The sequence below is a fragment of the Emticicia sp. genome (assembly GCF_049241225.1).
In the GTDB taxonomy this organism is placed as follows: Bacteria; Bacteroidota; Bacteroidia; order Cytophagales; family Spirosomataceae; genus Emticicia.
In genome coordinates this window covers 12,116-23,597 of sequence record NZ_JBMLRC010000326.1, presented here as the reverse complement: position 1 = coordinate 23,597, position 11,482 = coordinate 12,116, and the positions used below count along the sequence as shown (strand labels likewise).

The window sequence follows — 11,482 nt, the reverse complement described above, 5'->3', positions numbered from 1 at the left end:
AGTTTCCCAATAACCAAAAAAAAATTACCCAGTAACAAGTAACTAAGTTACAGATGGAAAATTTTGAAGATAACATAGAGAAAGAGTACCACGAGCGTTTTCGAGATTTTGAAGAAATGCCCGATGATGCCGTGTGGAATAAAATTCAAGAAAGAATTGCTCCCGAACCCGAAAGACGTCCGATAGTTTTTTGGTGGAATAATTATCGCTCTATGGGAATTGCAGCGAGTGTTTTGCTTGGCTTTTTGGTTGGGGGATATTTATTTTCAACATTTGATGAAACACAACAACAAACTGTATCTACTAAAATCACTAAATCTGCACCTGTTGGGGAGAAAAAACAAGCTACTCAATCTACACAACTTTTAACTAAAAACACGACGCCTATAAACGTAAGGGCTTCGATCACAGAAACTAAATCTAAAGAAGGAGAAAATGCTTCTGAGAAAAAGGTAAAAATAACCATCGTAGCGTCTGAATCACCAGAGTCTTCTATCGTAAGTAAAACCTTAAAGGAAAATGAACAAACTATTGGCGAACCCAAAGTTGAGGCACTAAAAATAGATACTTTTCTACTCGAAATTGTAGCAAAGCAAGCGAAAGTTGATGAAGTTTTTGAATCGAAACCACAAAACAAGACTCTAATACAAGGCTCAGATTTTACTTTATCTGACCCAAATTCTCCACAAAATACAAACAAGATAATTGAAGAAAGTAAGGTGATAAGCACTGAGCAAGCTAAGTTTTTTACTGATGAGTTTGCTTTTTTAATGCCTAAAAATACTGATATTCAGTCAGTTAATAAAGTTTTAAATGTGCCAGCGTTACCCCAAAGCGAACCAGTTTTTGTATTTGAAGAACCACCTCGAGAACGTTTGGTATTTATTCCACCAACCGAGATTTATGCGAATGTTAGTCCAATGCTGAGTTATTATGTTTTTTCACCCAATAGAACGGATAACTTTGTGGTAAAAGACTTTAATAGTTCATCCGATAGGCTGAGTTTTGCGGCACAACTGGGCGTTGTTTATCCATTGAGCAAGAAATTAGATATTCGTACTGGGCTTAGTTTTATGGCAGGAAAATCAAATTTTAGTTATGGATTAACAAATAATAACCAAAAAGTTGTGAAAGTGATTGATGAATTAAATATTGAAGTACAACCCGTAAATAGCATAAATGTTGAGCAAAAAAATTGGCAATATTTAGAACTTCAAAGCGATTTATTGTATGCAGTGAAGAAACTTCATGCTGTTTCGGTGGGTTTTAGAGCGGGTGTTCAAACTTCGGCTTTGAATAAACCAGTTTTTAATGGTCGAATTGGCTACCGAATCAGCAAGCCAGTCAATAATCGAGTTGCTTTATGGCTTGAACCTTCGGTTGTGATTTCACTTTCTTCACAAGAATCTATCAATAATCATTTCATGTATCATACTACGGGTTTCGGGTTGAATATGGGCGTGAGTTTATTGCGACAAGATTGAAATAAAAAACCTGTAAGGAATAGTACGAAGATGTCTCGTAATCCTTACAGGTTTTATTAAAAATTTACTTTCTACTTAGTTTCCAGCCTTAACTCTACTTTGCTCAGCTTCAGTTGCTGTGCTACGGCGGCGAGCTGCTTTTACATTCTGATTACCAAATTTGTAGGTAAACGTTAAGCGTGCAGCACGGCTATCCCAGCGGTTGCTGAGGTTCATTTTTACACCTGCAAAATCAGTCTTTCCTACAAATTTATTGGTCAAGAAAATATCGTTGATGTTTAATCTCAAATTAGCTTTTTTGTTCCAAAAACTCTTCTGTAAGCCTGCATTTACTGCATATTGGGCATTTCCACGCATCATTCCGTAAACGTTTGGCGAGTTGTACCACATTGAAATTTCAGCCGTCAAATTTTTGGGTAATTTCAAACTATGGTTTGTGTAACCGTTATAGGCCACTTGTCCGACATTTAGGTTTTGTTCTAATAATTGTCCCGAATATCTATTATAGAAAACCGAGATATTGTTTTGTGCTGTCCACCATTTTGTAATCGGAATCGGTACGCTGAAATTGACATTGATGTTTTCAAATTTAGCGATATTTTCACGAGTAGCAAAAGTGATTTTCTCAGGGTCAATTCCTTGAATATTGTTATATTTCTTGATTTTAGCCAAAACTTCTGGGTCATTGATGGCATTTTTGATTACCTCAATCATAAAATCGTTGGTTATGCTATACCCAATGCTTGTTACGAATGCTTGTTTGAAAGAGTGCGTTAGCTCAAATGAATTGGTATATTGTGGTTTCAAATAGCCATTACCGAGTTGATAAGTATATGGGTCAAGGAAATAAACAAATGGGTTAAGCGACTCATAATCAGGGCGTTCGATACGGCGGCTGTATGAATATGAAATCTGATTATCCTTATTAATCGTCTGATTCAAGAATACACTTGGGAATAACTGAGCGTAGTTACGTTCACGTTTTTCGTCTAAAGTAACCGATTTTCCTACTGAATGCGTGTGTTCCATGCGTAACCCAGCTTGAATGTTAAATTTCTTGCTCAATTCTTTGCTAAAGTTTGCGTAAGCTGCATTGATGTTTTCATCATAAATGAAGTAGTTTGTGCGTCCTTTATCAACTTCGCCATTTTGGAAGAAACGAATATCGTTGTCAGACTTTACCCAGCTACTCTTTGCTCCGAACTCTAATTTAGCTTTGCTTTTTGGCAATGGATGCACATAATCAGCTTTCAACGCAATGATATTATACTGATTGGGTGTATTGCTCGTGATATTAAGCGGTGCGTTTGATTCTACTTCTTTTAGGTCGATATATTTATAAAATCTTGAAACCATTCCTCGCTCGATGCCTAAGTTTTGGTAAGTCGAATAATCAACATCAGCTGTTAGTTCTTTGCCTGTCGAGTCAAAAGTGTGCTTAAAGTTAGCGTTCAAGGTCACGTTTTTCCAAGTTCTTAATGTACTTGCCGTAGTAACCAAACTCGAATCAGGCACATTATTCCCTGTTCTCTTGATGTATGTGGTGTTTACGTTGGGCGAGTTGGGTTTATTCTGCCATGAGCCAACACTTCCATTGACCAAAACACCCAATGTTGTTTTCTTGTTAGCATAAAAATCGGTTCCAACTTTATAACTAAAATTTTGATTGGCGTTGTAGCGATACGCATATTGCTCGAAAACCTTACCACCTAAATCACGAACAAAAACGTTGTTATTGAAGCGTTGGTTATCCGAAAAAGTCAGGTTGGCAAATGTATTGAATTTTCCTTGGCGATTGTTGAGATTTAAGCTTGTATTGTATTTTGGCATGATACCAGGCTTTACGGTTTCAACTTTGCTGAAATCTTCGTTTAGGCCTTTTGATAAATATGGAGGAAAACTGGCCGAAAACCCTGCCGAAATACTACCATTTGTACCAAAATTTTTATTTTTCTTCGTTACGATATTGATTACGGCTTTTCCGGCGGCATCATAGCGAGATGATGGATTTGAGATGATTTCAATCTTTTCGATTTGGTCGCTATTCATGTTTTTGAGCTGGTTAGTCAAATCACTCTGCGACATATACGTAGGTTTACCGTCCATGATTACCAACACGCCTTGCTTACCTTTTACGCTGATATTATCGTTATTATCGACTGTTACACCCGGTGATTTTTGCAAAACCTCTAAAACTGTACTGCCAGTGGCCACAATGCTGCCTTCAACGTTTACAATCAGTTTATCGGCTGCTTGTTCGATGAATGGTTTTTTTGCCGTAACGGTCACTTCTTTGAGGTTTTGAGTATCTAAATTCAATTGAATCGTTGAAAGTTTTACCTCAAGATTTTCTTCGTTTAAGATAATTTTTGGAGAGAAATATTTTTTGTAGCCCACCATCGAAATCGAGACGACGTACTGTGCGTCGTTGCCAACTGCAATTTGTTCAAAGCTGAATTTTCCGTCTAAATCACTTACAGCACCTTTGGCAAGGGTTGAGTCCTTGGCTTTGAGTAATAAAACGTTGGCGAAGGGTAGTGCTTGTTTTTTTTCGTCGAAGAGGCTTCCCGAAATTTTTCCTTTATACGAAACTCCGTTAGTTTGGGCAAAGGTGAACACGCTCGCAAATGCGAGTAGCATTGTTAGTAATAGCTTTTTCATTTTTGTAATTGTTAAGTAATAGCTTTTTTCTTTGGTAATGGATGGTCTGACCGAAGGTCTGTTCCGCGTTATGTACTTTTATTATGATGGTCAGACGTGCCGTCAGACCTTTATAATTAGATGCAAAAATTATCTTGCAGGTTACAACCTCTAAAGATTCTGATAAACTACCTCAAAAGTGTTGAGGTAGTTTTTGACTTCTTCAATTGTATGTCGTTTGCTTTTTCATAATTTCTGTGACAAATATATCGGTACTTTGTAATACAAGGTAACTGATATTACATAAGTGGTTTTAAATTTAGGATGAGTGGTTTTATGGTCTAGAAGTTGCTTTTGGAAGGTAGATGCAGTTTTGAAGAGAAGAGTTGCGTGGCTTTTTAAAATTATTTAAAATTAATTTTTATCATTAGATACAAATTCTAGTATATCACCGGGTTGGCAATTAAGGGCTTCACAAATGGCTTCTAAGGTCGAAAAACGAACTGCTTTGGCCTTTCCAGTTTTTAAAATCGAAAGGTTAGGAAGCGTAATATCTACCTTTTCGGCCAATTCTGAGAGTTGCATCTTGCGTTTGGCAAGCATTACATCAAGGTTTACGATAATGGGCATAAAGGTATTTTTTTAAACGGTTAATTCATTTTCTTCTTGTAATTCAACACCACGTTTGAAGATTTGGGAAATTAGATAGATGATTCCTGCCATGTAGAGATATGAAAAGCCCGTTGAAAGCGAAAATTCGATTTCATTTCCGCCGTTTGTGATTGCCAGAAAATATTTGTTGTATGAGTCAGAGAAAATCTCAACCACCCAAACACCAAAAATAAACCAAGCAATTCTCTCTATTTTTATTGCCATTTCCTTTGAAAAAGGCTTATTCAGTTTCATAATCGAAAGTGTATTTTTTGAAACTTCCCAGATTTTAAGTACTAAAAATGTTTCAGTAATTATAATTCCAACATAGACAATAAAATGGTTTGGATACTTGATTTTCATTGTTTGAAAAGTGATTCCTAAGCCATCAATATCAATTGTTGGGAGTTTAGTAGGGTCGGATGGATAATTGAGAAATGCAAAAAAACTCATTACGATAACGACAGCAAAGATGATTAGCCAACCAATATAGCCAATCCAAGCAATGACTCTTAAAACATTCAAGATTTTTTCGGTTTGTGTTTTCATGATTTTAGTTTTTTAAACGGTTAATTCATTTTCTTCTTGTAATTCAACGCCACGCTTGAAGACTTGAGCAATAATATAGACAATACCCGCCATAAAGAAATATTCTCCATTATTGAAATAATTGACCAAGTCAACGTCAGTACGTTTAGAAACATATTTGCAATAGCCATTGCCAATTTCTGCAATTATCCAAAGACTCAATAACAGATAACTGATATTCTGAATTTTGTTGGATACTTCGTTTGTAAAAGGGTTTTTTAATTTTAGTTTGTGCAGAAAATCAAATAAATAGTACCAAACTGCTGCTTTTATAGCTGCAATTCCAATGAGTAAATGCATGAATACTTGAAAGTGTGTTTGATTAATATTGCGTAACTCATAGATAAGTGGATTGCTAAAATACATTTTCTGGGCAAATGGAGTATTCCAGAAACTAATGATAAATGAAATAAGTTGAGCTCCACACTCGATTGAAAATCCAATGCCACCAATGAGGGCTAAATATTTGATGATTTCTAAAATTGTTTTGGTTTGCGTTTTCATAAAAATGTATATTAAAATGTGTTTGATGACACAAATGTAGAAATAATTTATTGATAAACAATAAATAAATAATGTTTTTAGGTAATTAAATATTGATAAACAGATTTTGGTTTAGTTGTAGCCTATTAATTGTATAATAGTTTTAGCTTGTTTTAAACTCGATTTTGAAGGCATTGTACCGTAATTTATTATCTTTGGAATTCAAATGATTTGAGTTGAACCCATGAAATTAATCATTGCCGATGACCATCAGTTTATTTTGGAAAGTATCGAAATCTTGATTTCGACAATGCCTAACTATGAGATTGTAAGTATATGTAGCAATGGGGCAGAGGTTTTGAAGTGGCTCGAACAGCACACGGATGTTGAAATCGTATTATCAGATTTTTCGATGCCCGAAATGAATGGTATTGAACTAACCTATCAGATTAGGCAACGTTTTCCGAAGGTAAAAGTGATTTTACTGACGGTTTCGGAAGATGCTCAGACGATACAAGAAGCATTTCAGGCGGGAGTTTCGGGCTATATCATGAAAAAAGCTGGTAAAGCAGAGTTTGAAGAAGCTCTAAAAACGGTAGCTTCGGGCAAAAAATACTATTCCGAATCGGTAGTTTTTGAATTATTGAATCGAAATAAACAGGTTTCGGATTTAGTGAATGAAACCATAGAAGAAAAAGTAGAAAATTTGAGCAATCGAGAAATTGAAATCATAAAACTGATTGCCCAAGAACTTTCGACGAATGAAATTGCTGAAAAACTATTCCTCAGCCCTGCCACAGTAGAAACCCACCGACACAATATTTTGAAGAAATTGGGTATAAAAAATTCAATAGGTTTGGTGAAATTTGCGATTAGAAATAAGCTAATTAAATAAGAATATCAATATTTACAACAACTCCAGCATCTGTTATTAGGCTTAAATTTCCATTCAAAGCCGCCACTCTCGACTGAATATTGCTCAAACCCATACCTTTTTTGGAGTGCTTGTTGTCTATTCCAACTCCGTTGTCTTTTACCAAAAGTTTCAATAAATTATCTTCTTTCATCAAGCCAATCATGGCTTTTGTTGCCTCCGAATGTTTCAAGATATTATTCGATAATTCGAGAATGATGCTAAACAATTCATATTCGATTTTATTTGGAAGTCTTTCTGTGTTTAGGTTTGAATCGAAACAGAATTTTGTTTTTTCAAGCGAATTGAGTTCTTGCACTAAATTTTTGGTGGCAGCCACCAAACCTTTGGTTTCGAGTTCGGCAGGAAGAAGATTATGCGAAATGAGCCGAACATCGGTGTAAACCTCCGAAAGGGCATTGACCGATGACTCATAGATTTGTTTGTGTTTTTCGACACTAAAATTAGGTTGAATAGCTTCGAGCCGCCAACGAATCCCCGAAATTTTTGCTGATAAATTATCGTGTAATTCTTGTGCTACTCGCTTGCGTTCGAGGGTTTGCCCTTTCAGGAGTGCTCCTTCTATTTCTCGGTTTTTAGCTTTTAGTTTTTGGTTATTTTTAAAGAAATAAAGTACCAGGCCAATACCGAGTAAAAGACTTATAATGAGTAGGTTAAGTATGGTTTTTTGTTGAGATGCTTCGGTTTGGAGTTTTTCGTTTTCGAGTTTTTTTACTTCTGATTCTCGTAAAATGAGTTTGTATTCAGAAGCTACTTTCTCATTTTTCTGAAAAATCAATGAGTCATTCTTGGCTCTCAAAGTTTTGAGGTATTCAAGTTCATGTGCTTTGCTTTGTGCTTCTTTTATCAATTGCAGATTTTCTAACTTATGAATCTGCGACTCTTTCGTGGCTAAATCATAATCGGCATAGACTTTCTGTATTTTTTCTCGGCTGAGTGAATCATTATTTTTCCAAAATCGCTCTAAATAAACCAAAGCAACAGCATTATTTCCTTTCAGTCGATTTATCATATATAGCTCACGTTCGGCATTGGTGATAAATTTCAAAACACCGAATTGATTGGCATATTTGTATGATTCTTGGGCAAGTTTTAAGGCAGTATCAAAATCTTTTTTTTTGGCATATTGGTAATAATAATCAGCCTTTAGCCGATTCATTGACGATAGTGTGTAGAAATCATTTTGTGGTGTGGCAATTTTCAAGCACTTTTCCCAATATTCGAGTGCTTTTTCAAATTGATTGGTGTAGGAAAAGAACACGCCGTATGTTCCATAAAATAGATTTTCGGTTAAATAGCCAACTTTGTATTTACTGATAATTTCGTCAGCTTTTTCAAGGTTTTGTAAGGCATTTTGCGAATCCTTACTGAAATTATAATGATTGGCTACGTAAATATATCCTTGACATTGGATATCAAAATCGTGTATTTTTTTGCCCAAAGCTATCATTTCTTTAGCCGCTTGTATGCCCGCAATACTGAATTTGTCTTTTTTTTCATTACCCAAATTCCACAGCATTATTGAAGAAATACGCAGATTTGCATAAGCCAAAGCACGTGCATTATTTGTATTTCTTAAAATTTCTTTGGCTTTTAAAGCATTAGTCAGCCCACTTGAAAAGTCATTTCTCGCATACGAATCATAGAAAGATTGATTAATCAGAAAAATGCCTTTACCTGCTTGCCATTGCGTGCGGTTGGTCAGTCTTTGAAGCGAATCTAATAGCAATTTGTCATTTTTTTCTCGGAAATAAATAGCGTAGTAGCCCAATTCCCACAAAGCATTTATAAGTGCGATGTCTCGACCAAACGATTGTTTTTGAATAGAAATATCCTTCACTTTTTTCGATAAACTATCAATCACAGGGCGGCCTGCAAAAGCATTATTCGTTATCAACAACAGTACTATGAAGAATATTTTTCTCATCAATCAGTCATAAAAATCACATTAAGTAAGCCTAAAAACTAAGATTTTCCAAAGTTTTTGGTCAAAATACAGGTTTACCTGTATTGATGATGTATAAAATTACAAGGTAGCATGGATTGATTGGAAATAGGGGTTGACCGAACTTTGTGGAAACTATTTTTCCATGAAAAACATATTTCTGATACTATTAACTCTGTGTAGTTTTAGCGTTAAAGCCGTCGTTCGTTACGTAAACATCAACGCCACAGGAACAAACGCTGGTACTTCATGGACGAATGCTTTCACGAGCTTACAAAGTGCCTTAGATGTGGCAGTTGCGGGCGACCAAATTTGGGTAGCGGCTGGTACTTATGTGCCAAGCAAAGACCCGTTTGGCAATGCGTCTCCAGCCGATGCTGGCGATAAAACTTTTTATCTGAAAAATGGTGTATCAATTTATGGGGGGTTTGTTGGTACAGAAACTGTTTTAAATCAAAGAGTTTCGGGCAATGAAACTATTTTGAGTGGGTTTGGTGTGGGAGCATATCATGTGGTGCTTTCGGTGGCTGATAACAACACCACAATCTTAGATAAACTGACGATTACGAGAGGGAGTAAATCTTCATCGGCAAATACATTTATCACGGTTGAATCGCAAACCATTTATAAAGACAGAGGTGCTGGGGTTTATCTCAAAAGCTCAAATATCATCATGACGAATGTCTTTATAACTTCCAATAGTGGTATCGGTATTTATGCTGATGCTTCTTCTCCGACAATTCAAAATGCTATTTTTTACGACAACACCTATATTTATTTCAGTCCATTTCCAGTTGAAAGACCATCAGCCATTTATAATGTTAATACCTCAAATACAACCATAGTCAATGCCACTTTTTACAAAAATAGGGCAGGTTCAATAGAGTCAGATGGCAACTCTTTGCTTGCAATCAAAAACAGTATATTTTATGGTAATACTGCGAATGCCGAGGTATTTACTTACTCGGGAACAACGACAATTAGTAATTCGTCTTTGCCCAGTGCAAGTACCAATTATTCTGCTACGTTTTTCCCAAATATTAGTACAAACAACAATATTTTTGCACAAAATCCACAGTTTATTAGCGAAACTAATCTGCAAGGCTCTGATAATAAATGGGCAACTGCCGATGATGGGTTACAGCTTAAAGGCCCTTCGCCTAGTATAAACACAGGTACTTCTGTTGGGGCATTGAGTTCAGACATTACAGGTTTGGCTCGCCTCGGAAACCCCGAAATGGGAGCTTATGAATACAATAATACGTGTGCAACTTTTGCTGGGAACATCGCCTACGTAAATTTTGCGGCAACGGGCTTGAATAACGGAACTTCTTGGGCAAATGCTTTTACGAATTTAGAATCGGCCTTAAATGTCAGTAGGAATTGTGGCGTTACGCAAATTTGGGTAGCAAAGGGGACCTACATACCAACCAAAGACCCGTATGGAAATACAAATCCAACTGACCCACGAGATAAAACTTTTTATTTGTACGATGGCGTTGCGATATATGGTGGATTTGCAGGAACAGAAACTGCTATTAGTCAGCGTGTTACGAATAATGTTACAATTCTCAGTGGCGATATTGGAGTTAGTAGCGATAAATCTGACAACTGCTATCATGTAGTTGTTTCGGTCAATGATGCCAATACAACCGTTTTAGATGGGCTTTCGATAAAATATGGCAATGCCAATGGAAGTTCCTCCATTAGCTTAGAAACAAATAGTATTTATAGGTATTATGGTGGTGGAGTTATCAATGTTTTATCTTCAATCAATGTCAAAAATGTCGTTTTTTCTGAAAATTACACGGGAACTTCGGTTAATAACAATGAAAGAGGTGCGGGATTTTATAATGAAGGAGGTTCTCCAACTTTGTTAAATGTTGTTTTTAATGAAAACTTTGGTAGCCAAGCTCTCACTACTTTTAATGGTTCATTGACTCTGAACAATGCTGTCTTTACGGGAAATTCGGCAGGAATTAGAAGTGATGAAAGTATCTTGAGTGTGGCTAATTCTACTTTTACTCGGAATACGGGTAGAGCCGTTCTCATTGAAACCGATTTTCTGGCTAATTACACCAAGTCATTTACTAATTGTATTTTTTGGGAAAATTATCCAGCAGTATCTATTGTTGGAAGCAATAGTCAAGGTATTGATATGGATATCAACGACAATTTTCTTTATGTCAAAAACACTTCGTTGCAACTTGTAAATAATTCGACAAATTATCCTTCATACTTTACAAATATAGGTACTCTTAATAATATTTTTGCTCAAAATCCGCAGTTTGTTGATGCCGATAATCCTGCGGGAGCAGATGGAATTTGGATGACTGTAGATGACGGATTGGCACTAAAAAGTACATCACCTTGCTTAAATTTAGGAACAGCAACTGGTACACCACTCTTAGACATTACAGGACTCAGCCGAACAGGAAACCCCGAAATGGGTGCTTATGAACGTAACAGTTATGTATATGTTGCTTGTCCAAATTCATTTATCAATGGAGTTGTGTATGTAAATACCTCAGCTACTGGACTAAACAATGGAACAAATTGGGTAAATGCTTATCGCAGTTTAGAGTCGGCACTGAAAGCTGCCAGAACTTGTAGTGTAACACAGATTTGGGTAGCCAAAGGAACATATACGCCCTCAAAAGACCCATTTGGTAATGTTGCACCTATCAATCATTCCAACAAATCATTTTATTTGGTAAATGGTGTTGCCTTGTATGGTGGTTTTGCAGGAACAGAAAG

Annotated in this window: 8 protein-coding genes; 3 read left to right on the top strand and 5 right to left on the bottom strand. The window is 36.1% G+C overall.

Features of this window, described 5'->3' with window-relative positions; genetic code table 11:
- Positions 1–53 precede the first annotated feature (53 nt).
- Positions 54–1,484: a hypothetical protein gene (locus tag ACOVO2_RS17500; protein ID WP_421771221.1), complete on the top strand. Its 1,431-nt coding sequence runs from the start codon at positions 54–56 to the stop codon at positions 1,482–1,484.
- Between the two features lie 75 nt (positions 1,485–1,559).
- On the opposite strand, the gene ACOVO2_RS17495 is transcribed toward ACOVO2_RS17500, so the two are convergent.
- The 4 genes from ACOVO2_RS17495 to ACOVO2_RS17480 all read right to left on the bottom strand — a co-directional run bounded on the left by ACOVO2_RS17495 (position 1,560) and on the right by ACOVO2_RS17480 (position 5,867).
- Positions 1,560–4,145: an outer membrane beta-barrel protein gene (locus tag ACOVO2_RS17495; RefSeq protein WP_421771220.1), complete on the bottom strand. Its 2,586-nt coding sequence runs from the start codon at positions 4,143–4,145 to the stop codon at positions 1,560–1,562.
- Between the two features lie 393 nt (positions 4,146–4,538).
- On the bottom strand, positions 4,539–4,754 hold the full coding sequence (locus ACOVO2_RS17490) for a helix-turn-helix domain-containing protein (protein ID WP_421771219.1): 216 nt from the start codon (positions 4,752–4,754) through the stop codon (positions 4,539–4,541).
- A gap of 12 nt (positions 4,755–4,766) precedes the next feature.
- Complete coding sequence (locus ACOVO2_RS17485) at positions 4,767–5,324, bottom strand: DUF2975 domain-containing protein (RefSeq protein ID WP_421771218.1); 558 nt, start codon at positions 5,322–5,324, stop codon at positions 4,767–4,769.
- Positions 5,325–5,336: 12 nt separating this feature from the next.
- Positions 5,337–5,867, bottom strand: coding sequence for a DUF2975 domain-containing protein (locus ACOVO2_RS17480; protein ID WP_421771217.1), 531 nt, complete (start codon positions 5,865–5,867; stop codon positions 5,337–5,339).
- Between the two features lie 223 nt (positions 5,868–6,090).
- Here ACOVO2_RS17480 and ACOVO2_RS17475 point away from each other — a divergent pair, with 223 nt between their 5' ends.
- The gene (locus tag ACOVO2_RS17475; RefSeq protein WP_421771216.1) at positions 6,091–6,741 is read left to right on the top strand and encodes a response regulator; all 651 of its coding nucleotides are present in this window, start codon (positions 6,091–6,093) and stop codon (positions 6,739–6,741) included.
- Here ACOVO2_RS17475 and ACOVO2_RS17470 read toward each other — a convergent pair.
- Positions 6,734–8,707 carry a sensor histidine kinase gene (locus tag ACOVO2_RS17470; RefSeq protein ID WP_421771215.1) on the bottom strand — a complete coding sequence of 658 codons (1,974 nt, stop codon included), beginning with the start codon at positions 8,705–8,707 and terminating at the stop codon, positions 6,734–6,736. The two genes, ACOVO2_RS17475 and ACOVO2_RS17470, sit on opposite strands and share 8 nt — an antisense overlap.
- Before the next feature lie 163 nt (positions 8,708–8,870).
- On the opposite strand from ACOVO2_RS17470, the gene ACOVO2_RS17465 reads away from it, so the two are divergent.
- Positions 8,871–11,482: choice-of-anchor Q domain-containing protein (locus tag ACOVO2_RS17465; protein WP_421771214.1), on the top strand; the 2,612-nt coding region annotated here is incomplete at its 3' end.

Coding starts and splice junctions, on each gene's coding strand:
- ACOVO2_RS17470 (WP_421771215.1), bottom strand. CDS start 8,707: ATGAGAAAAATATTCTTCATAGTACTGTTGTTGATAACGAATAATGCT.
- ACOVO2_RS17480 (WP_421771217.1), bottom strand. CDS start 5,867: ATGAAAACGCAAACCAAAACAATTTTAGAAATCATCAAATATTTAGCC.
- ACOVO2_RS17500 (WP_421771221.1), top strand. CDS start 54: ATGGAAAATTTTGAAGATAACATAGAGAAAGAGTACCACGAGCGTTTT.
- ACOVO2_RS17475 (WP_421771216.1), top strand. CDS start 6,091: ATGAAATTAATCATTGCCGATGACCATCAGTTTATTTTGGAAAGTATC.
- ACOVO2_RS17495 (WP_421771220.1), bottom strand. CDS start 4,145: ATGAAAAAGCTATTACTAACAATGCTACTCGCATTTGCGAGCGTGTTC.
- ACOVO2_RS17485 (WP_421771218.1), bottom strand. CDS start 5,324: ATGAAAACACAAACCGAAAAAATCTTGAATGTTTTAAGAGTCATTGCT.
- ACOVO2_RS17490 (WP_421771219.1), bottom strand. CDS start 4,754: ATGCCCATTATCGTAAACCTTGATGTAATGCTTGCCAAACGCAAGATG.